The organism is Providencia sp. PROV269 (assembly GCF_028477785.1).
Lineage (GTDB): Bacteria > Pseudomonadota > Gammaproteobacteria > Enterobacterales > Enterobacteriaceae > Providencia > Providencia rettgeri.
In genome coordinates, this window is the sequence record NZ_JAMPLV010000008.1 from 42,258 (window position 1) to 67,372 (window position 25,115).

Genomic DNA, 25,115 nt, shown 5'->3' on the forward strand with positions numbered 1-25,115 from the left:
ATCATTTAATAATGAGATTATTATGCCCCTCCCTATTCAACAGCTCGAAAATTTAACTTGTGGTGTCGTCCTTTACTACCATAATCAAACCAAAAATAGCGTGAATACCTTCTGTGCTAGAGGGGCGGATATTGAAGGTATGCCTCTTACTGTTGATACACCGCTGCGAATTGCCAGTAATACAAAGACATTTACCGCCGCTGCCATTTTACGCCTTACTGAAATGGGAAAACTCAGTATTGATGATGCAATACCTAAATATATTGACCCGCAGTATAATGCACTACTCAGTAGCCAATATAACACTCAAGCTATCACTATCCGCCATTTACTGGAGCACAGTAGTGGTCTACTAGACCATGCAGATGGTGACTACCTCAAAGCCGTTCTTAAACAACCTAATTATGTTTGGAGCCGAACCGAACAAATCGAAATGTACATGCGTAAACAGTTTCCAACATTTTCGCCTGCTGAATCCTTTATCTATTCAGATACTGGATATATTTTGCTCGGTGATATTATTGAACGGATTACAGGTAAATCCCTTGGCCTAGCTGTTAGAGAGCTTTTGCATTTCGACACTATTGGTCTTGAAAGTGCCTATTGGGAATCATTAGAACAACCATCCCAAGACTCAGCCCCAAGAGCACGTCAATATTTAGGGAAATGGGATGGAACTCATATTCACGCCTCCATGGATGCCTATGGTGGCGGTGGCTTAGTTATGTCATCGAAACAAATGGCGATATTTTTAGAAGCACTGTTTGAGGGGAATATTTTTTCATCACCGAATACACTAGAGACGATGCTAAGTATGGGGTCTCACGAAGGTGCAGAACACTATCGATTGGGCATTATGGTGAATGTTGTCAATGGCATCACCTTGTATTCCCATTTGGGTTTTTGGGGGTCTGTCGCCTATTACGCACCTGAAGCAAAAACCAGTGCAGCAGGGTTTGTTGATGACAAAGAATCACGAGAAACGCTAATTTGTGTGATTGAATCGCTATTAAGCCAACAACATTAAATTAAAAGATAGCCACTGAATCATTCAATAGCTATCTTCCATATTTCTATTTTTGCCCACTTATTGTGCGGCTGGCTTTTCTGCAACAGGCTTAACAGGAGCCACTTCTGTTGATGCTGGCGCGGCAATTTGCGGCCATAACACCTTGGTAAATTTCTGACGAATTCGTTCTGCATCCATCATTTGCTTATCTTTTGGCTGCGCTAATACAAAAGCGGCTTCTTGAGATAACAACCGACGGGCTTCCATATTTACCTGTTCAAGGCTTTGTGAAGCCAAGAAAGTTTGCCTTAACCGCTGGTACTGTTCAGGGGCGATGTCAACGACCCCATTTTGTTGGGAAATCAGACGTTGACTAATCAAAACATCGGTACTTGTACGCGCGTAGGCGGCAAATAATTGCGATAACTGCACCTGTTTTTCTTTGAGCATGTCGTCAAATAACTCAGCAGCAATACCATTTTGGTTAATCGATGCAAGTTCACTCGCGACGATATCTGTCACCGCTTCCATTTTTTCAGGCGCTGCCGTCACCGTTAATGTGCAACTGGCTTTTTGATATTGCACGCGGCAATCTAGCCCTGGAACAACTTCCCCTTGATTAAATTTCTGATTGAACGCTTTTTGCAGAGAACGATAAACTGCCTCACGCGCTAAGTCACTCGACCAATAACGCAGTAAAACGTTTGAATCTTTAATGGGTAGCCAATCAATGTCCCAAATTAATGAAAGCGTATCCTGCGCAGGTTGTTCCTGCAAAATATCAATAGATTGCGGTTTTACTGCTGATAATACCGCAACAGAAACAGGCTCAGAGCGCTTACCTTCCAATGAAGAGAACGTTTGTGAGATTGAATCAGATAACATTCGAGAATCTACATGGCCCGCAACATACAATGTCATCACATCCGGTGTGTACCATTTTTGATAAAACGAGTTCACACTATCAAGAGCGACAGTACCATTCGGTTTTTGGCCAGGGTCATACCCCATCATCGTTGAACCCTTTAAACGCGCTCGCCAAACAGGATCGTTGGCATTTAAAGGTAGTGTTGCAACTGGGACATTTTGTGCCGTCAAGCCGTTATGCAATGTCGTTTCTGTATACTCAGCACCTGCAACAGAAGTCGCTAGCCAGCTTAGGGCTTGCTTAATTAAGTCAGGGCGATTATTTGGTAAGCTTAAGCTATAAATAGTGTAGTCATAGGAAACAACCGCGGGTGGAATTGGCATATCAGGGTCTGCGGCCTGGCGCCAGAATTCTTGCAATGTTGTTGTTGGAAATGCTTCAGTTTGATGAAACAACGCCATTTTAGGTATAAGGTAACTGTATCCTTTCTCGCTCGCTTTTTCTGTTAATGAGCCTGTTTTAATTGCTAACCTGAGCTGGATACGGTCATTTGGACGTTGTGGTGTTTGTAATAATTGCCAGCTAAAGCCATTTTCTAGCTTCCCTTGCTGCCATGCTGGATCAGGTTGTAAAGGCTCAGCGCCGGCTAAATGCGCGACTGAGAATAATACAACACCAATGATATACCGAACTTTCAAGCCCTGCATGTAAACCCCTATGTGTTTTATATCTTTATATTTAACCGCAAATAACGACAGATAAATTAACGAAAAACGCGAACTTATCGGGTTAAACGATATAGTTTGGCTTTATTCCATTTTTCATTGTCACCACTATAACGATATTAGACCATAAAGCTGAGTCCATGTTCATGGCTTAGTCTGATTTTTGCTGTTTTCTTTGACGATTATACCCTTTTGCTAGCAAACCTAGCTCATCGTCACGATGATATTCAGACACAGCAATTTGATTAACTTCAGAATTTGTCTGTAACTCAATTGCGATTTTACGCAGTGGCCTTATTATCATACGACTGACACACCACGTCATTCCAATAGCAATAATGAGCACCAACAACAAATAAGTTGTCGTCATCAAAGCAAGGGTGTTGAGCGCAAACCGATAAACACGGTTCGGGTCAACTTGTAATGTCAAATACCCTTGAGGCTTAGCCTGCAACACAACATTCCCGTATGCATACAGTGGCACGGTCATTTCGACAGGGATACCCACAAAATGAGTCACCCAATTAGGTATCGGCTTAGGCGTTGCAAAGCTTAGATTCATTACCGTTGTACCATCAACAGTAATAATCGCATTTCCCATAATGCCTGATGTCTTTAAACTTATCAGTAGCCGTTTAACTTCGTTGAGGTCAGAGCTTAACAATGAATCTGTTAATGGTTTTTGAATTTGTACTACAGCGTTACTGAGTTGGTCTAAATAATCTTGCTTACGTTGCTCAACTAAGTAACTGAATTGAATAGCTAAAAAAAGCGCAAGTGATAGCAACGTAATCATAAAGAATACGACCATACTTTTTAATGTTAGTGAGCGTTGGACTCGGGTATTCATTTGGCCACAACCTTTCTAATCAAGCAGCTTTTTAAAGAAAATGGAAACATCAGCCAGTATACTTGATTTTATCTGCAAAAGAGTAGTTTAAAAAGAAAGATTGGGTATTTAGGACAAACAGCATGTTAACGCCATTTAAAGGCACGATGAAATAAAAAACGGCAGAAAGTTAACCTTTCTACCGTTTCACATATCAGCTCACCGTTATCGTCTGTTTTTCATCTTCATCAACTGCAAAACACGCAACCAACTGTTGGTCATATTCCTTCAATGTTGGCTGGAATTGCGTACATTGGCCAAATGCTCTACGGCACCGCGCTGCAAATGCACATCCCGGTGGTGGGTTTAAAGGGCTTGGTAACTCTCCCGTTAACTTAATACGTTCACGCCGAGCATCTGGATTCAGCCTTGGTGTTGCTGATAATAACGCTTGGGTATAAGGGTGAAGAGGGTTATTAAAAATCTGCTCTTTTGTCCCTTTCTCCACACAGCGCCCTAAATACATCACCATAACTTCATCAGCAATATGCTCTACCACCGATAAATCATGTGAAATAAAGACATAAGACAAACCTAGATCTTGCTGTAAATCCATCATCAGATTTAATACTTGAGCACGAACAGAAACATCCAGCGCGGAAACCGGTTCATCAGCAACCACGATGTCAGGGTCAAGCATTAAACCCCGTGCTATCGCGATACGTTGACGCTGCCCGCCAGAAAACATGTGAGGATACCGGCTATAGTGTTCTGTTTTTAAACCCACTTTTGCCATCATAGATAATACTTTTTCTTTGCGCTGCTCTTTCGACAATGAAGTATTAATCAATAACGGCTCTTCCAAAATTTGCCCCACCTTTTTACGAGGGTTCAAAGAGCCATAAGGGTTTTGAAACACAATTTGGATTTTTTGACGACGCAGTTTCTCTGCAGACTTATCTTTTACTAACAAGTTTTGCTCTTGGTAATACAACTCGCCCTCAGAGGGTTGCTCAATCATGGTTAATAAACGACCTAATGTCGATTTACCACAACCCGATTCTCCAACTACTGCCAATGTTTTGCCTCTTTCTAGCTCAAAAGAAACGCCATCCAATGCTTTCAAGGTTTTTTCCGCAGCAAAAACCCCTCTTTTGACAGAGTAATATTTTTTCAAATCCACCGCTTTGAGCAATGGAGCATGTTGTTTGTCACTCATAATGTTGGCCTCCCCATATCATCCAGCGGCATATGGCATTTGACTTGGCGATCACCAACGGTTTGTAACATTGGCTCTTCTTGACGGCATTTCTCCGTTGCATACGGACAACGTGGATTCAATAAACAACCCACAGGCCTATCATATTTTCCGGGCACTACACCCGGGAGTGAGGCTAAACGTGATTTATTCGTCGCAAATTCAGGCAAAGCACGTAGTAGCGCTTGTGTATAAGGATGACGAGGATGCTTAAAAATATCGTTCGCTTTGGCTGACTCAACCACCTGCCCCGCATACATCACAATAATATGATGTGCAGCTTCTGCCACTAAAGCGAGGTCATGAGTGATAAGTACCAACGCCATATTTTCTTGTTGCTGTAATTCCAACAGCAATTCAATAATTTGCGCTTGAATAGTGACATCTAACGCTGTTGTCGGTTCATCCGCAATCAATAACTTAGGACGACATGCAATTGCCATTGCTATCATTACACGCTGGCTCATTCCACCGGACAACTGGTGGGGATACACATCTAAACGTGATTGTGGATCAGGGATCCCTACCATATCTAAGAGGTCAATAGCCCGCTGTTTACGTGTACTTTTGCTTCCTCCTTGGTGAACTTTCAACGCTTCCATGATTTGATAACCCACAGTAAAACATGGGTTTAAACTGGTCATCGGGTCTTGGAAAATCATTGCTACATCGGCACCAACAATCTGCCTGCGTTCTTTTTCAGGGATCGACAGTAAATCACGCCCATCAAATTTTAAAGAATCAGCCATTACTTTCCCGGGGTAATCAATTAACCCCATAATCGCGAGTGAGCTAACGGATTTACCTGAACCCGATTCACCAACGATACCAACGACTTGGCCTTTATCAACGCTATAACTGATGCGGTCAACGGCGCGAAACGGTGCTTTTTCGTCTCCGAAATGTACCGAAAGTTGTTCTACATTTAACAATGCCATTTGGTTACCTCATCACTGCTTGAGTTTTGGATCAAATGCATCACGTAACCCATCACCCATCAGGTTAAACGCAAGCACCGTCAATAAAATTGCCAGTCCAGGGAAAGTCACAACCCACCATGCGCTTTGTGCAAATTGCAGCACATCAGACAGCATCGTTCCCCACTCAGGAGTCGGTGGCTGTGCGCCCATTCCAAGGAAACCCAAAGCAGCCATATCTAAAATGGCATTCGAAAAACCTAAAGAGGCCTGCACAATCAATGGAGCCAAGCAGTTAGGCAAGATGTTCACAAACATTTGGCGTACTGCCCCGGCCCCCGCAACACGAGAAGCCGTCACATAGTCACGGTTTACTTCCACTAAAACCGCTGCTCGTGTTAATCGAATATAGTGAGGTAATGCAACAAACGTCAAAGCAATCGAGGCATTAACAATAGAAGGACCAAAAATGGCGACCAGCACCAAGGCTAATAATAAACTTGGTAATGCCAGCATGATATCGACAACACGCATAATTAATGCGTCAACGACACCACCAAAATAGCCAGCGATCACACCAATAGTAACCCCCATGATTAATGATAGAACAACCACTAAACAGCCAACTAGCAGTGACAGGCGGGCGCCATACATTAAACGAGAGAGTAAATCGCGCCCAACATCATCAGTCCCTAAAATAAACTGCCAACTTCCCCCATCTTCCCAAACGGGTGGAGCAAGTAAGAAATCACGGAATTGTTCGTCTGGGGCATGTGGGGCTAATACCCCCGCAAAAATCGCAATCAGTACCATCAGGATAATGTAGAACATCCCGACAACTGCCCCTTTGTTACGTTTAAAATAGTGCCAAAATTCTTGTAATGGGGTCATCGGCTGCGGGGCGCTGACAACGGTTGGCTCAGTAGATTGAGACATTTAGCGCTCCTTATTTTTTATGACGAATACGTGGGTTTACAATGCCATACAGCACGTCGACCACTAAGTTTACGAAGATAATCAATGTCGCAACCAGCAGAACTCCCCCCTGGACAACAGGGTAGTCTCGACGCTGTAGCCCTTCGATTAACCAGCGTCCTAACCCGGGCCATGAGAAAATAGTTTCTGTCAAAATAGCCCCTGCTAACATCACCCCCACCTGCAAGCCAATTACCGTGACCACAGGCAATAATGCATTGCGTAATGCATGAATTAATATTACGCGCGCGCGGCCAAGACCTTTGGCACGAGCAGTACGAATATAATCTTCTCCCAGCACTTCTAGCATTGATGAGCGAGTCATACGTACAATGACGGCTAATGGGATCGTTCCCAAAACAATGGAAGGCAATATTAAGTGCTCTACAGCATCAATAAAATCGCCATCTTCACCCCAAATTAGGGTATCAATTAACATAAAACCGGTTAGAGGCTGAGAATCATCAAGAAAAACGGTATCACTGACTCGCCCTGCAACCGGGGTGAGGTCTAACTGTACCGACACTAACATGATGAGCATGATCCCCCACCAGAAGATAGGCATTGAGTAACCCGTTAAAGAAAGGCCAATTGCGGTATGGTCAAAAATTGACCCACGTTTTACTGCGGCTAACACCCCAACTGGGATCCCAACAGAAATCGCAAAAATCATAGCGCAAGTTGCCAATTCGACTGTTGCTAAAAAACGAGGTAAAAACTCTTCCCATACCCCGATGCGACTTTTTAGGGAAATCCCCAAATCACCATGAAATATCCCATTGATATAATGGAGATATTGTTTCCAAAGTGGCTGATCAAGCCCTAGTTCAGCCATTAAATAAGCATGCCTTTCAGGGGATAACCCCCTTTCACCAGCCATGATCATCACCGGGTCACCCGGGATCATGTGGACAAAAGCAAAAGTCAATAATGTAATACCGATAAACGTGGGGATCACAAGCCCCAATCGTCGGAGGATAAATTGCAACATATCCTGAATCTCTTTAATAATGCCGTTGACGGCTCTTAGTCCGTTTGGCTACTCAGAAAATCGCTTTTCCGGGTGCTCACAAACAACTCAACTTCTCTGCTTCTTCTAGAGAAGAAAACGCCCTCCGCTCTAAACCAGCAACGAAGGGCATAGACAGATTAGATACGATTACTTCTCAATATCGACGTTTTCGAAGTGGTGTTTACCTAGTGGGTCAACCACATAGCCTTTGACTTCTTTACGTACTGGTTCAAACACTGTGGAGTGCGCAATAATGAGGGCTGGAGCCTGCTCATTCATCACAACTTGCGCTTGTTTGTACAGCTCGACTCGTTTGTCGTGATCTGCTGTTTGACGTGCTGGTTGGATCAAGTTTTCGAAACTTTGATTACACCATTTTGAGTAGTTAGAACCTTGTTCTTTTGCTGCACAGCTAAACAAGGTTGCAAAGAAGTTATCAGGGTCCCCATTGTCACCCGTCCAACCCATCATTACCGTTTGTGGCTCGCCATCTTTCGCTCGCTTGAGGTATTCACCCCACTCATAGCTGACAACCTTTGATTTAACGCCAACTTTTGCCCAGTCCGCTTGGATCATTTCCGCCATGCGACGGGCATTTGGGTTATATGGTCGTTGAACAGGCATAGCCCATAGGTCAATTTCAAAGCCATTCGGGAAGCCCGCTTCTGCTAATAATGCTTTTGCTTTTTCAGGATTATATTCGTAATCGTTCACCGCATCGTTATAGCCCCACATTGTTGGTGGGATAAGGTTTTTCGCTTTTTGGCCTGCACCTTGATAAACCGCTTCGATAATTGCATCTTTGTTCACCGCCATAGACAGTGCTTGGCGAACCTTTTGATTATCCAGTGGTTTTTTCTCAACGTTATAAGAGAGATAACCAACGTTCAGCCCTGGTTGCTCCATTAACGTAATGTCTTTATCTTGCTTCATGCGCTCTAAATCAGCCGGGTTTGGATATGGCATAACTTGGCATTCATTTTTTTGCAATTTTGCATAACGAACGGAAGCATCTGGTGTGATAGAGAAGACTAAGCGGTCAAGTTTAGGTTTCGTGCCCCAGTATTGATCATTGGCTTTATAAAGAATACGAGAGTCTTTTTGATACTGTTGCAGAACAAATGGGCCCGTTCCAATTGGGTTTAAGTCTACTTTTTCTGGCGTGCCCGCTTTCAGCATCTGGTCTGCATATTCAGCAGAAAGAATTGATGCGAAGTCCATTGCCATATCAGCTAAGAATGGAGATTCAGGGCGAGTTAAGGTAATTTTTACCGTATTATCATCAACTTTCTCTACTTTATCGATGATTTTATCCATATCCATTCCCATAAAGTATTCATAGCTACCGCCTGAAACTTTATGATATGGGTGGTTAGCATCTTTTTGACGCATAAATGTATAGATTACATCGTCTGCGTTCAAATCACGGCTTGGTTTAAATTCTTTATTCGAGTGCCATTTGACACCTTTACGCAGATGGAAAGTGTACTCTTTACCATCATCGCTCACTTCCCAGCTTTCAGCCAAACCGGGTTCAATTTCAGTTGTTCCTAATTTGAACTCAACTAAACGGTTATACAGTGGGATAGAGCTTGCATCATAAGTCGTTCCTGATGTGAACAACTGTGGGTTAAAGCCCTCAGGGGAGCCCTCTGAACAATAAACTAATGTTTTTGCCTGTACTGATGCGGATACCGCTAATGCTGCCAATGTAAGCCCTACTGTCAGTAGGCCGGTCTTTTTAATAGAGCGCATCTGTATGCTCCTATGGTGTTCATGTTGTTTTGCTTGATGTCTAAATCCGTCATAAAAGCGACAGATGTAGTATCTGTATTTTTTGTTATTCATTGTGCAATTAATCAACTGTCACTCGCTTCGTCAATAGCCACATTTACGACCCACCTTCAATTCATGTAACATATTAGAAACAATTATCACTGCAATTTAGCTTAAAATTTCATAATAAAGAATGAGACGCAGGCGTTATAACCATATAATTAGTAATGAATAGGGTTTTATATCGAGGTTATTTATTTTTATATTTGTGATTAAGTGCTGAATTACTGAACGAATATAGTGCTTTTATTGGTGCGATACGAAATAAAACACTAAAGAGAATCGATGTGGAAATTATTTTAGTATGTAATTATTTAGTTTGTTTTTTATGCAAATAAAAAACATTCAACTGCCTATGCTAAACATAATTTTAACCATTTGATAACTTAAAGAATAAAATAATACTCGCCGTATTATTTCAGTCGATTTATTGGCGTACAGAAAATGCTCTAATACATACGATAAAAACTACAATTAGCTAATTTGTATAAAAAACACCACTTAGATGACGCGACAAACAATACAATCTACTGATTTTATTAATAATAATATGCAACATGAAGGCCCGAACTGACATCATGCATAACAGGTTGGTTTCCTTGCCAAAAAGGCATTTCCGCAAATAAGTGATATGACAAACGCCCTAATTGGCCTTTTGCTCCTATCCTTCCACCTAGTAAAACGTTTTCCTTCCAAAATGTTGCTTTATCATTTGCCGTTGCTCCTATACCCAATGAAGTATATAGAGCCACTTGCTGCCAAGGAGTATTCCATAACAGTTCATTTTCCAACCTTAAGCTATTATCCCCCATATCAGTATATTGCGGTCCGCCAGTAAAACCGCTAATACCACCAGCTCCAACTAATGATTCTTGGTCTAGTAACACATCTAACTTGTCACGGCTCAGCTGCACCTCAAATTGGCCTTGATATTGAAAAGGAAGCACTTCTCTATACGTTGAAAGTGATATTTTCAAAATTTGAGGCTTACGCAATCCCGTTATTTGCTGTGCATTAGCACCAAACCAGTCAGTTCCTTGCTTATATTTTAATTTTAGTAAGGTATTGCCTTGTGAAAAATTAGTCTGATGAGAAAATTCACCAATAATGTAATTAGCATAGCGCTGTTGTGTTTGTAAGTATAAATCAGACAAAAAAGTGTCACTTTTTTGGGTTTGAGACCCTATGCTTATTGAGGTAACCGAATGTTCAGTTCGCTTTAATAAGTATTCTGCATTTAGTAAGAGGAACCAGTGGTACTGTTGTAGTGGTAAAGCCATATCATAGCCGGTAAGAACGGATTTATTTTCCTGATACCCACCAGATACAGAAAAAAGCCAATAATGATATGGAAGGGAATAGAACAATGCTGCTGATGTTATTTCAGTGTCTTCCGAACCGCTTAGCTGACGACTGACTTCCGAATATAAAAAATCACTGCGTAGCAAAGGATTAGCGGCTATAAAAGTATGGCTGACTGTATTACCTACCTGCCGAGCAATTGAGCGTGACTCAAAAGATAGAATCCCTTGAAATTCACGTCGGTGTTGACCAATCACCAATATTTGCGTGCCGTTTTCATTGGTTTCATCTGGAATTAATTTAATTTGAAAGGGAAGCAAAGAAGTGTTTTGTAAATTGTATAAGCCTTGCTCAAGATGCCAAAGGTTAAGCGCTTCCCCTGGCTTAAAAGGAAATACATGTGGCAGTAAGTTGTCTTCTCTCGGTTCATTTTGATAAACCACCGAAGAAACGGTTCCTACTATTATTTTTGCTTGCAGGATACCAAACAGAAAAGTTTGCTCTGGATAATATAAATAAGAGGTCAGGTAGCCAGCTTTAATAAGCTCAGCCCTAATATAGTCTGCATAGTCGAGCAAACCTTGCTCGCTAATACACTTACCTTCTAGCTTTTTTCGCCATCCATCAATATGCCTAGATGAAATTTCAGTTAGCTGCTGAGCATCGATTAAATAAACTTGGTTAATTATGATACATGTAGGTAATGTTTGAGTAATGGCAGTAACAGGCGTTATAGCATGGCTATAAGCTTTATTGGGCATGAACGCCCAAAAAAAGAAATAAAGGTATATTGATAAAACGTTGTTGGCTTTCATTAACAAGTCCTTGTAATGTAAAAGCTTTTTTACTGGAAACAACATAAAAATGAATAATGATATTCATAAATAATGAGCTATCTGCGAACAATAAATAACTCATCAGTTCAACCATGAACTGGTTATATATCAACAGAAATAGGCTATGGAGAGCAAGGCAAGTTAGTCTGAAATTATAGATAGAAAAAGGAAGATAAAAACGAAAAAACCCACCTCAATGAGGTGGGTCTTAGAATTTGGTCGGCGAGAGAGGATTCGAACCTCCGACCCACTGGTCCCAAACCAGTTGCGCTACCAAGCTGCGCTACTCGCCGAAAACGGTGTGAATAATACTGCCAAGAACGGAGATCGTCAACCCATTTTTCGCCAATTCGGTTCGTTTGCTGATAAAACCACCAAAATGGTAAGGTTTATAAGCTAATCACCTTATTTAAAGTAAAAAATAAGCACTAGAGTATTTTAGTGCTTATTTATCAAACAGGTTAGCATTTATAAAAATAGCGTTAACAATAAGCTAAAAACCTAATTTAAAACCTATTGCAGCAAAGAAATATCTGCTACTTTCAAGAACAACTCACGTAACTGGCTTAATAGCGTCAAACGGTTAATACGCACCGCTTGGTCTTCATCCATTACCATAACATTTGCAAAGAATTCATCCACGATATCGCGTAAAGAAGCTAATTCAACTAAAGCCTCTTGATAATTTCTTTCTGCAAACATTGGCGCAAGCTTATCTTGTAGCACCACAACATGAGTCGCTAACTTGACTTCTTCAGGCGTTTTTAAAACAGATGCTAAAACGTTGTCAGCCAGTTTTTCTTCTGATTTACTCAGAATATTGGAAACACGTTTATTTGCCGCTGCAAGTGCCTGTGCTTCTTCTAATGAACGGAAGTGAGTAACTGCTTTCACTCGTGCATCAAAGTCAGCAGGTTGTGTTGGACGACGAGCTAATACCGCTTGAATGGTATCAATGCTATAGCCTAATTCTTGATACCAAGAACGGAAACGACCAAGCATAAACTCTACAACGTCATTAACTACATTTTCATTGGTTAATTTATCGCCATATAAACGAGCCGCTTCTTCTGTCATTTCAACGAGATCAAGCTGGTAGCCTTTTTCAACGATAATGCGTAGGACGCCTAGTGCAGCACGGCGCAGAGCGAATGGATCTTTATCACCTTTAGGATGTTGGCCGATACCAAAAATACCAGCAAGCGTATCCATTTTTTCAGCCAATGCTAATGCAGCTGACACATCTGTCGATGGAAGTGCATCTCCTGAAAAACGTGGCTGATACTGCTCTTTTAAAGCTAATGCAACGTCTTCTGACTCACCGTCATGGCGTGCGTAGTGCATTCCCATAACACCTTGAGTGTCTGTAAACTCAAACACCATGTTAGTCATTAAGTCACATTTGGCTAATAAGCCAGCTCGTGTTGCATGATTGACATCTGCACCAATTTTACTCGCAATCCAGCCCGCTAGGGCTTCTAAACGATCTGTTTTATCACGCAGCGTACCTAATTGTTTTTGGAACAATACAGTTTCTAAACGTGGTAAGTTATCTTCCAAACGTTGTTTACGGTCAGTTTTAAAGAAAAATTCGGCATCAGCTAAACGCGGACGTACAACTTTTTCGTTACCTGAAATGATTTGTTGAGGATCAGAAGACTCAATATTTGCCACAAAGATAAAGTTAGGCATTAACTTGCCAGCCTTATCATAAACTGGGAAATATTTTTGGTCCCCTTTCATGGTGTAAACTAGCGCTTCGGAAGGAACATCTAAGAATTTCTCTTCAAATTTAGCCGTTAAAACGACCGGCCATTCAACCAATGAAGTCACTTCTTCAAGTAAGCTATCCGTTAAGTCAGCTTGGCCACCAAGAGCCTGAGCCGCTTTTTCCGCATCCGCTTTAATAACCGCTTTACGTTCTGCGTAATCCGCCATGACTTTACCGCGTTCACGTAAAATGGCTGGATATTGTTCAGCGTTATCAATAGTAAATTCAGCTTCACCCATAAAACGGTGACCACGAATTGTGCGCCCGCTCTTAATACCTAAAATTTCACCCTCGATAACATCACTACCTAACAGTAATGTGACCGTATGAACAGGGCGCACGAATTGAGTGTCTTTATCTGCCCAGCGCATTAATTTAGGGATTGGTAATTTTGCTAGCGCACGGCTAGTCATATCAACCAATAATTCGCTAACAGCCTGCCCTTTCATTTGGGCACGGTATAGTAACCATTCGCCTTTATCTGTAGTTAAACGCTCAGCTTGGTCAACGGTAATACCACAACCACGAGCCCAGCCTTCAGCAGCTTTAGTTGGTTGGCCATCCGGACCAAATGCCTGAGAGATAGCAGGACCGCGTTTTTCAACTTCACGGTCTGGCTGTGAAGCCGCTAAATCAGCTACTTTAAGTGCTAAACGACGAGGGGCAGCAAACCACGTTACTGCACCATGGGCAATATCAGCGCCATCAAGTTCAGCCGTAAAATTTGCAGCAAATGATTCAGCTAATGAACGAAGAGCCTTCGGCGGTAACTCTTCGGTGCCGATTTCCACAAGGAAAGTCTGTTGAGTCATGACAGCCTCTTAGTTCTTATGACACATAGGGAATCCAAGCGCTTCACGAGAAGCATAATACGCTTCTGCAACCCCTTTAGTTAGGGTACGAATACGTAAAATATAGCGTTGGCGTTCAGTAACAGAAATGGCTTTACGTGCATCTAGTAGGTTGAAAGTGTGAGCCGCTTTCAAGATACGTTCGTATGCAGGTAGTGGAAGTGGCGTTTCCAAAGCCAGCAAGTGTTGAGCTTCTTTTTCATACTCTTCAAAACATTTGAAAAGAAAATCAACATTTGCGTATTCGAAGTTATAGGTTGACTGCTCCACTTCGTTTTGATGATAAATATCACCATAAGTGGTTTTACCCAATGGGCCATCACACCAGACAAGGTCATACACGCTGTCCACGCCTTGAATATACATCGCTAAGCGTTCTAGGCCGTATGTAATTTCACCTGTTACGGGTTTACATTCAAGACCACCGACCTGCTGGAAGTAAGTAAACTGAGTCACTTCCATCCCGTTAAGCCACACTTCCCAGCCTAATCCCCAAGCACCCAATGTTGGGTTTTCCCAGTTATCTTCAACAAAACGAATGTCGTGAACTGTTGGGTCAATACCTAATTCTTTTAAAGAACCCAGATATAATTCTTGGATGTTGTCTGGTGATGGTTTGATGATCACCTGAAACTGATAATAATGTTGTAGACGGTTTGGGTTCTCACCATAGCGACCATCAGTTGGTCGGCGAGATGGTTGAACATAAGCCGCAGCAATAGGCTCAGGGCCTAATGCACGCAAACACGTCATTGGGTGAGAGGTTCCTGCGCCGACTTCCATGTCCAATGGTTGAACAATGGTACAGCCTTGACGCGCCCAGTAGTCCTGTAATGTCAGGATAAGACCTTGGAAGGTTTTGGTATCAAACTTTTGCATGTTAGATCCGCACGCGATACGTAAAATTTAATGAAAGTACGCCAGTATACCCTTTGACCGCAAGATATACAGCATTGAATATGCCTGTATTTATTCTAAAAATAAAAAAAAATACTTTCACCCCTTTAAAGCTGGTTATTTATACAGTATAAATGGTTTGTTTTTTGAAACAAGGTTATCGAAACTGTAAAAAGGATGAAAAATGGATACTCCCCTGACACGCTGCCATTGGGTCAATCAAGATCCTGAATATATCGCTTATCACGACCATGAATGGGGTAAACCCACTTATGACAACTTAGCATTATTTGAAATGATCTGTCTTGAAGGCCAACAAGCCGGGCTCTCTTGGTACACTATTTTAAAAAAACGCCAAGGATATCGTGATTTATTTCATCATTTCGATCCCGAAAAAATTGCATTAATGGATGAAGACGATATTGAGCGACTTATGCAAGATACTCGCATCATCCGTAACCGATTAAAAATTAATGGGATTATTGCGAATGCAAAAGCCTATTTAACCATGAAAGAAAATGGTGAAGATTTTTCCAGTTTTATTTGGCAATTTGTAAATGGTCAACCCATTGTCAATGGTTGGGAAAAACCATCGCAAGTCCCTGCGGAAACTGAAATTTCTAAGCTTCTTTCCAAGGCGCTCAAAAAACGTGGGTTTAAATTTGTCGGTTCGATCACTTGTTATGCCTTTATGCAGGCAACTGGCATGATAAATGACCATTTAGTGAATTGTTGCCAATTTAAATAAATTAGTTTTTATCGGTATAACTCATCGAGTAAAAAGAAAAATAAACTACCAAAGCATTAACATTACGATATTTTAGACCATTAAATAGATTTAATTTGATATTTTAACTTAAAAAAAGATAGAAATGAGTGGTTGAACTCTGAGATGCAGCGGAGTATGTTTTAAATTCCATTAACAATCTAATAAACATATGTGAATAAATGCGATGATATTTTCTAAATTTGGTAATAAATTTGCTCAAAATTCAGGTATTTCATTATTAATGAAAGACTTGAATGAAGGCATAAGAACCCCTGGCTCCATTATGTTAGGGGGAGGAAATCCTGCTCATATCCCTGAAATGGATAAGTATTTTCAAGATCTACTAGCTGAGATGTGTGCTAATGGCCAATTGACAGACACTTTATGTAATTATGATGGTCCTCAAGGTAAAGATGCCATGTTGAAAGCGCTTGCAGCAACGCTAAAAGCAAAACTAGGTTGGAATATTAGCGCGAAAAATATTGCCCTATCTAACGGCAGTCAGAGTGCTTTTTTCTATCTATTTAACTTGCTAGCCGGTCGCTTTGAAGATGGTATCACCCGTAAAGTGCTATTTCCTCTTGCCCCTGAATATGTCGGTTATGCAGACTCAGGTCTTGATGATGGCTTATTCGTTGCTAATAAGCCACAAATTGAATTTTTACCTAATGGTCAATTTAAATACCGAGTAGACTTCAACACATTAGAGGTTACTGATGATATTGGTGTGATTTGTGTGTCTCGCCCAACAAATCCGACTGGTAATGTCATTACTGATGAAGAAGTTGAGCATTTAGACCAACTAGCTAAACAACATAATATCCCACTATTAATAGATAATGCTTATGGTGTTCCTTTCCCTGGCATTATCTTCAGCGAAGCTACGCCATTTTGGAACGAAAATGTCATTCTTTGTATGAGTTTATCTAAACTTGGTTTACCTGGAACTCGATGCGGCATTATCATCGCTAACGAAGAAATCATTGAAGCTGTTAGTAACATGAATGGTATCATCAGCCTTGCCCCTGGTGGCATAGGCCCTGCACTTGCCTTAGAAATGCTTAAAAAAGATGACCTTATCTCGTTATCTAAGAATGTAATTGGTCCTTTTTATAAGCAGCGTGTAGAAGAAGCCATCGAAATTATTCGCCGCTATATCCCAGAAGATAAGTGTTTAATTCATAAGCCAGAAGGTGCCATTTTCCTCTGGTTATGGTTTAAAGACCTACCAATTAATTGCTTAGAATTATACCAACGCTTAAAAAAACGTGGTGTATTGATGGTTCCCGGACATTACTTCTTCCCTGGTATTGAACAGGATTGGCCACATGCGCATCAATGTATGCGTATGAACTATGTCCCTGAGCCAGAAAAAATCGAACAGGGGATCAAAATATTAGCTGAAGAGCTTGAAAAAGCTTATCAAGAAGTAACCTGTTAGATTATGAAATAACAAGGGTTTTAACCCTGTTATTACAATAGTTAGGTAAAAAAAAAGCCCTTTCATGTAGAAAGGGCTAAAAATTAGCGAGAACTCCGTAATTGAAATCAAATTAACTTTTCAATACGAATATCATTCAAAACTATTAGAACATCTTTTCTATTTGGTCATTGCTTGAACAAAAGCACTTTTTGCCCCTATATATCGTGATACCTTTCATTACTCGCTTATACTCCAATTATCGAAACTCACTTATCACATTGAAAAAATTATAATTTTTAAAATTTCAATAAAATTTTGGTTGATCATCATATGGGTACTAAACAGCCCAAAATAAAATAGCCAGCAATTGAGGTGAAATAATTCTTAAAAACATCGCTAATGGATAAACCGTTGCATAAGATAATGCCGGAGCACCGCTGGTCGAATGTATATTATTTGCGAATGCTAATGCAGGAGGGTCTGTCATGGAACCCGCTAGCACTCCACAAAGGCTTAAATAGTTCATTTTGCCAAAAATTCGAGCTACTACACCTGTAATAAACAACGGTACAAACGTAATCAATAACCCATAGCCAATCCAAGTCAACCCATCACCTTTAATTAAAGTATCAATGAAGCCACCACCAGAATTGAGCCCTACCACTGCAAGGAACATGACAATCCCTAGCTCCCTTAACGCAAGGTTAGCACTCGGAGGCATAAACCAATATAAGCGCCCAATAGTCCCTATACGACCAAGAATTAATGCAACAACTAGTGGGCCTCCTGCTAGTCCAAGTTTCAACGCTGCTGGGAAACCAGGAACAAAAACGGGTATTGAGCCCAGCACAACCCCTAGCCCGATTCCAAGGAACACAGGTAACATTTGAACTTGCTGTAGTTTTTGTTTTGCATTACCTAATAAAGCGGTGACTGCTTCAATTGATTCAGGCCGACCAACAATATTTAAAATATCGCCAAATTGTAAAACTGAATTGTTATTAGCAACTAAATCAATACCCGTACGGTTTAATCGTGTCACAACAACGTCATATTTTTGTTTTAAATTTAAGTCCTTAAGCCTTTTACTTAGTACAGCATCATTCGTCACAACCACACGAACGGAATGTAAAATAGAGCTTGATGTAGACAGAGATGCATCAACTTCTTCGCCTAATATTAAGCGAACTTTATTTAAATCATCTTTTAAACCAACAACGTGCAATAAGTCACCTAAATGTATTTCTGTTGTGGGTTGAGGAACAACGAGCATGTCTCCACGTTTTAATCTTGAACAAACAATCGCTTCGCTACCAAGTAGTGGGATGTCTTGCATAATTAAGCCATCAAGATTGGCGTTACGAATGGCAATATTCATAGTCTGCAGAGAGTCGCGCTGTTGAAAAGAGGAATTATTAAATGCAGAAGCTTCTTTTTCTACTGAAATTCTAAAGATGATGCGTACTAACCACATCACCAGTAAGATGCCACAAATTCCCATAGGGTAAGCCATGGCGTAGCCCATTCCCATTTGGCCAATTAGATTAGGGTCAGAGCCTAAGTCAGTTAAAATTTGCTGACCAGCACCTAAAGATGGCGTATTCGTTACTGCCCCTGAAAAAATACCTAAGATAATCGGCAATGGAATATTTGCGACTTTATATATGATTGCTGTTACCACCGCACCTAAGACAACAACCATCAACGCGAAACCATTTAGTTTGAGACCAGAAACACGTAGAGAGGAGAAAAATCCAGGTCCAACCTGAATACCAATCGTGTATACAAACAGTATCAAGCCAAATTCTTGAATAAAATGCAGCATGTCTTTATTTAGTTGTAAGCCGTAACTTTGAGCAAAATGCCCAACGATGATCCCCCCAAATAGGACACCACCAATTCCCAGCCCAACACTACGGATCTTCCAATTACCAATCCATAGCCCTAAAGCAGCAGCTAACGCCAACAAACTTACAGTAAGAGCTAATTCACTCATAGACCGCATCCTTTTGACGACAAGTTACCCGTTAAACACACCCAAATAGGTGATAAAACATACTACTGAATCGATTATGCCAAATAGCATAAGGGTAATATGTGCCATAGAGCACAGTTCAGAATGAATAAATGATCTATTTTTTTAGAATTTTCAAACTGATAACAAATATAAAATAGTATGTCTTTATTTCTTAACGTTATTTATTATTCATCTAATAGATACTGAAGACAAACATTTTTAGTTAATAGATACAAGTAAACTATTAACTAAAAAAATACATACGGTTAAATAAAATAATAATATGATACTATTATTGTGAATTTCTTGTTTTTCGTTATTATAAGTCAATATTAGGAATAACAAGCTAAATACAGGTTAACAACGTCTATGCCGAGTTTAATTTCAATACGATTATGTTTCCTTATCGCACCGCTTATTTTGAGTGGTTGCTCGAGTATTATGACTCATGCAGGCCCATCAGAAGGTTATTACCCTGGTTCGAAAAATAGTATTAAAATGATTAAAGATGATGAAACTGGCTGGGTTGTTAAGCCTTTGCTTGCTATTGATTTACCTTTCTCTGTTGTTATGGATACTCTTTTAATTCCTTTAGATTACGCGAAATCGGGTAATGATGATAAAGCTGGTTCACCAAAAAAACGCCTAGAAGAACTTGAAAAGAAAGATAAAACTAAAAAATAATTTAGGTTAAATCAAACGTTTGTAATTAAAATTTTACTGTGTAATAAATGTATTTACTAATACATTATTTTTAATCTAAGATCTGAGTAATCATTTATATAATACTTCTTTAATTATTATCTTATTTTGATAAGAACCATTTTTAACTAAATATTTTATTTATAAGTTTCTTTGTACTCAACATATGAATAATTAGCAATTAAGTGTTCTAAATACCAATTAGAGCCAAATCAAAACAATTACGAATAGAAAAGTTAACCAGAATTTTTGTACCCGTAATTGTAATAATCTAATTATTGCATTTACCGATTTAAACCGGTTTCTACTGTATAAATTTGCCTAAATCCATCAATATCACGCATAAATGCGATCAACTCATCATTAGGTGAAAATACAACTGCATCAACAACAGGGGCAAGCTCAGTCCGTTGCGTTAATTTTTGTATGGCTCCGGTCTCGACATGACAATACATGACACTATTGTCACGAATAAAGCAAATGTTCTGACCTTTACTATCCCAGCTAAAAGCAGACTGAATGGGTGAAGAACCATGCGTTATTTGCCTTTGTATTCCAGTTAGCGTATCAACTAACCATAACTGAGCATTACCGCTATCATCATTCATTAAACAAGCGATCGATTTACCATCTGGCGAAGTTCTAAGCCAATGCCTAGGGGTTTTTGATAAACCAGGAAATTTTCTATTGTACGTATAGGTTAAGCGCCTTTGCTGTATACCTTTTGGTGGAGAAGGCATACTGGATTCTGTTCCTTGGATAGGTAATTCCCCCGCAACCATGTAATCCTCCGGCTGTGAAGGCAGATCGACAATGTAGATCTCAGGAATAATTTCTCCATCTGTAGAATGAGTATCGCCAATAAACACCAGCGCTCTTTCCTGCCACTTTCCATTCTCTTTTTGATAGCCTTTTTGGCCAACCCAACCCTCTTCATATGCACGGCTTATTTCATCGCTGCTTGGTTTAGGTTGTTGCGTTGTTCGCGTCACAACACAACAAAAGTAATCGCCATTATATTCTCGAAAATGTTTTTTAGGGCTCACATTAACGGGCCCAATAGGCACTGCAATTGCAACATTTCGTTGGTCTAATTGCACATCTAATTCATGCATTACGTGGTCGTTATAGGTAAAACTCAGCCACTTTCCGTCTGGACTATAAACATGGACATGAGTGCCTCCACGTAATGCACCCACTAAATAAGGAGGGGTAATACACATTGCATCAATTGGGTGAGCTACGTTTAATTGCTCTTCTTTGACATACACCCCTCTTCGATGGTGAAAGTCATATTGCCACTGTTCATCTGGATGCTCAGGACCATGGATAAAAGCATATTGAATTGGTGGTTGAGGACTTACCGTTACCACCCCAACGTGAGCCCCATGGCTTGCGTGATAAATTTCAACGGTCTGTAATGTTTTTACATGAATTTTTTCTATAGATAAACCAGTAAAAGAACTACCGTTTGGTCGTATATCATAAGCTAACCATTCGCTATCTGGAGTCCAAACATTAATGTTCGTTAGTTGATGGCTTCGCTCATCGTATGTTAAACGTGTTTCTTTATAGGGCAATTTATTATTCAATCTGTTATCCTTTGACATCATTTAATATCGCTATCGGATTATTTTAACTAATCTAGTTTAGTCAATACTAGAAAATCTCAGTCGAGAAGTTTCACAAGTAATATTACCCTTTAGCAATAACCTTAGTCTTGAACAAAACTACCATGTTATTAAGTGTACTTTATATTATTGGTATCACCGCAGAAGCCATGACTGGAGCACTTGCAGCTGGCAGGCGAAAAATGGATGTCTTTGGCGTCATCATTATTGCATCTGCGACGGCAATCGGTGGTGGTTCCGTCCGTGATATCTTACTTGGCCATTACCCCTTAGGTTGGGTGGAACACCCTGAGTATATCCTGACTGTTGCAGGCGCCGCTATTGTGACAATTTGGATAGCGCCTATGATGAAACATTTACGCCGATTATTCCTCATATTAGATGCTATCGGGCTCATTGTATTTTCTATACTCGGTGCCCAAATAGCCCTCGATATGAACTATAGCCCGATCATCGCTGCCATCGCAGCAGTGATTACAGGTGTTTTTGGTGGCGTGCTAAGAGACATGCTGTGCAACACAATCCCTTTAGTTTTCCAAAAAGAGGTCTATGCTGGTGTCTCTTTCGCCGCCGCTTGGATCTATATCGGACTATTACAAACCCCTCTACCTAAAGATATTGTGGTAATTATCACACTCGTTGTTGGCTTAAGTGCAAGGCTAATAGCCATTCGTTATCGTCTTGGTTTACCTATCTTTAATTACGAAAATCAAGATTAGCCTCACTGTTTCAGCCATTAATCGTTTGCTATTGATGGCTGAGTAGCTTGCATATCTGACAAAATTCGCAAAATAGATTGAATTTCCGGTTCCGCTAACCATTTAGCTAATTTTTTCTTTTGCAGCTCAGTCAAATTTATACTGTTAACCCATGAAGAGTCATACAGCATACCTATATCATTCACCCTTTCTATTTGTAATTTAGGTAGTGGAATCGCTAGGCCTTTTAACCACAGCGAAATAGGTTGAGCCTTTGCCATTTTCAGTTGCTTTACTAACATTTGGTGCTTTTTACCTTTAGGTAAATCGTTTTGCCATTGTTCTGACAACCAAGTTGTTAGTTGAGTAAGATTATGCCTCTCAGCCCACTGGCGCCATGTAGCTTCATTTATGCCTCGAATACTGAGTTGTTTACCTAGCCATGTTAACCTTGCGACAAATTGCTGTGAGCAAGACTCCGTATAAGCCAGGCAACTGAGTGCATGAAATTGCTTGAATGTTGATACATTTGGATATTCGCGCTTCTCTCGCCGCCAAACAACTTCTTCAATCTTTGGACTTCCAAGCCCTGAAAGAGAGACAAGTATTTTATCTCCAACAATTAAATCTCGTTTTTCCCATGATGATAACGAGCCAGCATTTACCTTTGAAATAGTTTTTGAGTCAATATTGATGGGGGTTATCTCGGTAACGACACTAACCCTTCCTGTTCTACCTATATTAAATTTGAGTTTAGTGACCTCTGATAACACACTACGTAATGGATATTTCCAGGCAATTGCCCAACTATTTTGTTTTGATTGCCAAGCTGATGCCGCTGGCGCTGGAAAATTTTTAAGTACTACACCATCAGTAGCAAATGGTAGTTGACCTTGATAATAGTATTCCCTCAGTTGCTTAGCTTGGGTTTTATTTTCAACTTTATGGCTATATTGCTCAGCTAACGGAAAACCTATCTCAGAAAGTAGTGTTAACTGTGTTTTTGGATTAGCATCTCCCGCAGGCCATGCCCAAATAAAAATACCAATATTTTCTTCGGGAACGGTTGGGGTATTTTTTCGCATTAACCACCCCGCAATTTTATTACGAGCGTTTACTCCCCCACTTTTAGCTTGAATATGCCCATTCATACGCCAAAATAGTTCACCTTGAAGGACTAACATCCCTGAATATTTAATTTGTTTAGGTATCGCAGGAATAAAGTCTGCTTTTGCTCGCCACTCTATTCCTTCAATGCTATTTCCTCGGCTAATCATAGAAACAAGCTTCCCATTCTTATAAACCAACGTTACCGCTACACCATCAACTTTAGGTTGTAACCAAATGTTTTTACGTGTTTTTATCCAGTTATAAACCTCTAATTCATTGAGTTTCTTCAACCCTGTATGAGGAATAGGGTGTGTAGCTAACTTTGATTTTTCAGGTAGTTGTACGTCTGGTAACACTTCAGGGAGTTGCTGGCATCGCTGTAAAGAACGCCACAAATTAAAGAGCTGATCATAAGCTTCGTCACTAATGGAACTGCTACCAGCCAAACGGTAAGTTTGGTTCCACTGCTGTAATTGTTTACCTAGCCGATAACTCTCCTGCCTTATTATTTTACTATTTTGTTCTGCACACTGTTCATTAATAGCACCTTGCAGCGATGCTTGGGCAATATTAATACATACCATTACCCCAACGATTACCCCACCTAACCTATAAGCTGACGCTGACCAATAACCATACAAAATATAAATCATAACTATTCCTTGTTATAACTATTCCCAGTTATTACTAATCCCAGTTATTACTAATCCATTGGGATGCCATTCCTTTAAAGTATTTTGCCCTCATTCGCTAAGCATGAAACAACTTCCCTCACTCTGCCTCCGTAAAATGAATTATTTGTAAAAAGCTTCGCAAAACGAATGTTGCTTTCATGAGTAATAAGTTAATTTCTCGAGCCTGTTCGCAATTTAGTTACTAATCAAATTCATTTAATTAAAATTCATGATTTATTGATATCGCTGCATGTTGATGCAAGTCCGTGTATACTATGTCGGGTTTATCGCCATCTTTTATGTTTAATCCTCGACTATTCAAGAAATCATCATGATACAAGGCACGTTATATATTGTTTCTGCCCCTAGTGGTGCAGGGAAATCAAGTCTGATTCAGGCTTTATTAAAAACACAACCACTGTATGACACTCAGGTTTCCGTTTCTCATACAACTCGAGCTGCACGACCAGGAGAAGTTCACGGCGAGCACTATTTTTTTGTATCTGAAACTGATTTTTTACAAATGGTCGACAAAGGTGAATTCCTAGAACATGCATGCGTTTTTGGGAATTATTATGGGACGTCAAAACCCATCATTGAAGATGTATTAAACAGCGGTGTTGATGTTTTTCTTGATATCGATTGGCAGGGAGCGCAGCAAATTAGGGCTACAATGCCTGAAGCACGCAGCATTTTTATTCTCCCACCATCAAAAGATGAACTTTATCGTCGCCTAAGAGGGCGCGGACAAGACAGCGATGACGTTATTGAAAAACGTATGTCACAAGCAGTAGGTGAAATTGAACATTTCAACGAGTATGATTACCTTATTGTTAATGATGATTTCAATACCGCGCTGAGCGATTTACAATCTATCATCCGTACTGAGCGTTTAAAGTTAGAGCGTCAAGTTCAGCGACATGATGCTTTAATCAGCAAATTACTAGCAGACTGAGCATAGTTTCAGTATCATATCAGGTCATTTTTTTATTTCTTTGGAGTAGC

General features: G+C 40.3%; 19 protein-coding genes and 1 tRNA gene. 6 read left to right on the forward strand and 14 right to left on the reverse strand.

All coding sequences use genetic code 11. From position 1 onward, the window contains the following. The first annotated feature begins 22 nt into the window (after positions 1–22). Entirely contained in the window at positions 23–1,027 is a 1,005-nt protein-coding gene (locus tag PR683_RS13605) for a serine hydrolase domain-containing protein (RefSeq protein ID WP_117162948.1), read from the forward strand. Between the two features lie 60 nt (positions 1,028–1,087). Here the strand turns inward: PR683_RS13605 and PR683_RS13610 are convergent, their stop codons facing one another. The 11 genes from PR683_RS13610 to glyQ all read right to left on the reverse strand — a co-directional run bounded on the left by PR683_RS13610 (position 1,088) and on the right by glyQ (position 15,068). Next, positions 1,088–2,584 carry a M16 family metallopeptidase gene (locus tag PR683_RS13610; protein WP_117162947.1) on the reverse strand — a complete coding sequence of 499 codons (1,497 nt, stop codon included), beginning with the start codon at positions 2,582–2,584 and terminating at the stop codon, positions 1,088–1,090. Between the two features lie 169 nt (positions 2,585–2,753). Beyond that, positions 2,754–3,452 carry a HAMP domain-containing protein gene (locus tag PR683_RS13615; RefSeq protein WP_004266042.1) on the reverse strand — a complete coding sequence of 233 codons (699 nt, stop codon included), beginning with the start codon at positions 3,450–3,452 and terminating at the stop codon, positions 2,754–2,756. 193 nt (positions 3,453–3,645) lie between these two features. Continuing rightward, positions 3,646–4,650 (reverse strand): dipeptide ABC transporter ATP-binding subunit DppF, encoded by a 1,005-nt coding sequence (dppF, locus tag PR683_RS13620; protein ID WP_004266044.1) that lies wholly within the window; start codon positions 4,648–4,650, stop codon positions 3,646–3,648. Next, a complete protein-coding gene (gene dppD, locus PR683_RS13625) occupies positions 4,647–5,627 on the reverse strand; it encodes a dipeptide ABC transporter ATP-binding protein (protein ID WP_004266046.1) in 981 nt (326 codons plus the stop codon). Before dppD ends, dppF begins: the two co-directional genes overlap by 4 nt. A 12-nt stretch (positions 5,628–5,639) precedes the next feature. After that, a complete protein-coding gene (gene dppC, locus PR683_RS13630; protein WP_109912889.1) occupies positions 5,640–6,542 on the reverse strand; it encodes a dipeptide ABC transporter permease DppC in 903 nt (300 codons plus the stop codon). A gap of 10 nt (positions 6,543–6,552) precedes the next feature. Further along, entirely contained in the window at positions 6,553–7,572 is a 1,020-nt protein-coding gene (dppB, locus tag PR683_RS13635) for a dipeptide ABC transporter permease DppB (protein ID WP_004262635.1), read from the reverse strand. Between the two features lie 168 nt (positions 7,573–7,740). Continuing rightward, positions 7,741–9,348, reverse strand: coding sequence for a dipeptide ABC transporter periplasmic-binding protein DppA (gene dppA / locus PR683_RS13640; protein ID WP_109912888.1), 1,608 nt, complete (start codon positions 9,346–9,348; stop codon positions 7,741–7,743). A gap of 620 nt (positions 9,349–9,968) precedes the next feature. Continuing rightward, positions 9,969–11,492 carry a ShlB/FhaC/HecB family hemolysin secretion/activation protein gene (locus tag PR683_RS13645; RefSeq protein ID WP_162617351.1) on the reverse strand — a complete coding sequence of 508 codons (1,524 nt, stop codon included), beginning with the start codon at positions 11,490–11,492 and terminating at the stop codon, positions 9,969–9,971. 291 nt (positions 11,493–11,783) lie between these two features. Next, positions 11,784–11,860 (reverse strand) — tRNA-Pro (locus PR683_RS13650). A 220-nt stretch (positions 11,861–12,080) separates the two neighbouring features. Continuing rightward, the gene (glyS, locus tag PR683_RS13655; RefSeq protein WP_109912886.1) at positions 12,081–14,150 is read right to left on the reverse strand and encodes a glycine--tRNA ligase subunit beta; all 2,070 of its coding nucleotides are present in this window, start codon (positions 14,148–14,150) and stop codon (positions 12,081–12,083) included. A 9-nt stretch (positions 14,151–14,159) separates the two neighbouring features. After that, the gene (gene glyQ, locus PR683_RS13660) at positions 14,160–15,068 is read right to left on the reverse strand and encodes a glycine--tRNA ligase subunit alpha (RefSeq protein ID WP_109912885.1); all 909 of its coding nucleotides are present in this window, start codon (positions 15,066–15,068) and stop codon (positions 14,160–14,162) included. Positions 15,069–15,270: 202 nt separating this feature from the next. Here glyQ and PR683_RS13665 point away from each other — a divergent pair, with 202 nt between their 5' ends. Both PR683_RS13665 and PR683_RS13670 read left to right on the forward strand, forming a co-directional pair. Further along, complete coding sequence (locus PR683_RS13665; protein ID WP_004266059.1) at positions 15,271–15,834, forward strand: DNA-3-methyladenine glycosylase I; 564 nt, start codon at positions 15,271–15,273, stop codon at positions 15,832–15,834. A 205-nt stretch (positions 15,835–16,039) separates the two neighbouring features. Next, positions 16,040–17,296, forward strand: a complete 1,257-nt coding sequence (locus PR683_RS13670) for a valine--pyruvate transaminase (RefSeq protein ID WP_115166400.1) — start codon at positions 16,040–16,042, stop codon at positions 17,294–17,296. A gap of 319 nt (positions 17,297–17,615) precedes the next feature. Here PR683_RS13670 and PR683_RS13675 read toward each other — a convergent pair whose 3' ends face one another. Further along, entirely contained in the window at positions 17,616–19,274 is a 1,659-nt protein-coding gene (locus PR683_RS13675; protein WP_109912882.1) for a putative transporter, read from the reverse strand. Positions 19,275–19,664: 390 nt separating this feature from the next. Between PR683_RS13675 and PR683_RS13680 the strand changes: the two genes are divergently transcribed. Next, complete coding sequence (locus PR683_RS13680; RefSeq protein ID WP_109912881.1) at positions 19,665–19,979, forward strand: YceK/YidQ family lipoprotein; 315 nt, start codon at positions 19,665–19,667, stop codon at positions 19,977–19,979. A 302-nt stretch (positions 19,980–20,281) separates the two neighbouring features. Here the strand turns inward: PR683_RS13680 and PR683_RS13685 are convergent, their stop codons facing one another. Continuing rightward, on the reverse strand, positions 20,282–21,610 hold the full coding sequence (locus PR683_RS13685) for a DUF3748 domain-containing protein (RefSeq protein ID WP_196720009.1): 1,329 nt from the start codon (positions 21,608–21,610) through the stop codon (positions 20,282–20,284). Between the two features lie 122 nt (positions 21,611–21,732). Here PR683_RS13685 and PR683_RS13690 point away from each other — a divergent pair, with 122 nt between their 5' ends. Continuing rightward, complete coding sequence (locus tag PR683_RS13690) at positions 21,733–22,347, forward strand: trimeric intracellular cation channel family protein (protein ID WP_004266070.1); 615 nt, start codon at positions 21,733–21,735, stop codon at positions 22,345–22,347. Positions 22,348–22,364: 17 nt separating this feature from the next. Here PR683_RS13690 and ligB read toward each other — a convergent pair whose 3' ends face one another. Then, entirely contained in the window at positions 22,365–24,089 is a 1,725-nt protein-coding gene (gene ligB / locus PR683_RS13695) for an NAD-dependent DNA ligase LigB (protein ID WP_272526691.1), read from the reverse strand. Positions 24,090–24,441: 352 nt separating this feature from the next. On the opposite strand from ligB, the gene gmk reads away from it, so the two are divergent. Beyond that, entirely contained in the window at positions 24,442–25,065 is a 624-nt protein-coding gene (gmk, locus tag PR683_RS13700) for a guanylate kinase (RefSeq protein WP_004266082.1), read from the forward strand. Positions 25,066–25,115: the final 50 nt, after the last annotated feature.

Bases quoted from the DNA above. Each gene is read 5' to 3' on its own strand.
- PR683_RS13690 (WP_004266070.1), top strand. From the start codon at position 21,733: ATGTTATTAAGTGTACTTTATATTATTGGTATCACCGCAGAAGCCATG.
- ligB (WP_272526691.1), bottom strand. From the start codon at position 24,089: ATGATTTATATTTTGTATGGTTATTGGTCAGCGTCAGCTTATAGGTTA.
- PR683_RS13605 (WP_117162948.1), top strand. From the start codon at position 23: ATGCCCCTCCCTATTCAACAGCTCGAAAATTTAACTTGTGGTGTCGTC.
- dppB (WP_004262635.1), bottom strand. From the start codon at position 7,572: ATGTTGCAATTTATCCTCCGACGATTGGGGCTTGTGATCCCCACGTTT.
- PR683_RS13685 (WP_196720009.1), bottom strand. From the start codon at position 21,610: ATGATGTCAAAGGATAACAGATTGAATAATAAATTGCCCTATAAAGAA.
- PR683_RS13665 (WP_004266059.1), top strand. From the start codon at position 15,271: ATGGATACTCCCCTGACACGCTGCCATTGGGTCAATCAAGATCCTGAA.
- PR683_RS13610 (WP_117162947.1), bottom strand. From the start codon at position 2,584: ATGCAGGGCTTGAAAGTTCGGTATATCATTGGTGTTGTATTATTCTCA.
- glyS (WP_109912886.1), bottom strand. From the start codon at position 14,150: ATGACTCAACAGACTTTCCTTGTGGAAATCGGCACCGAAGAGTTACCG.
- PR683_RS13645 (WP_162617351.1), bottom strand. From the start codon at position 11,492: ATGCCCAATAAAGCTTATAGCCATGCTATAACGCCTGTTACTGCCATT.
- PR683_RS13675 (WP_109912882.1), bottom strand. From the start codon at position 19,274: ATGAGTGAATTAGCTCTTACTGTAAGTTTGTTGGCGTTAGCTGCTGCT.
- dppC (WP_109912889.1), bottom strand. From the start codon at position 6,542: ATGTCTCAATCTACTGAGCCAACCGTTGTCAGCGCCCCGCAGCCGATG.
- dppD (WP_004266046.1), bottom strand. From the start codon at position 5,627: ATGGCATTGTTAAATGTAGAACAACTTTCGGTACATTTCGGAGACGAA.
- glyQ (WP_109912885.1), bottom strand. From the start codon at position 15,068: ATGCAAAAGTTTGATACCAAAACCTTCCAAGGTCTTATCCTGACATTA.
- gmk (WP_004266082.1), top strand. From the start codon at position 24,442: ATGATACAAGGCACGTTATATATTGTTTCTGCCCCTAGTGGTGCAGGG.
- PR683_RS13670 (WP_115166400.1), top strand. From the start codon at position 16,040: ATGATATTTTCTAAATTTGGTAATAAATTTGCTCAAAATTCAGGTATT.
- PR683_RS13615 (WP_004266042.1), bottom strand. From the start codon at position 3,452: ATGAATACCCGAGTCCAACGCTCACTAACATTAAAAAGTATGGTCGTA.
- dppA (WP_109912888.1), bottom strand. From the start codon at position 9,348: ATGCGCTCTATTAAAAAGACCGGCCTACTGACAGTAGGGCTTACATTG.
- dppF (WP_004266044.1), bottom strand. From the start codon at position 4,650: ATGAGTGACAAACAACATGCTCCATTGCTCAAAGCGGTGGATTTGAAA.
- PR683_RS13680 (WP_109912881.1), top strand. From the start codon at position 19,665: ATGCCGAGTTTAATTTCAATACGATTATGTTTCCTTATCGCACCGCTT.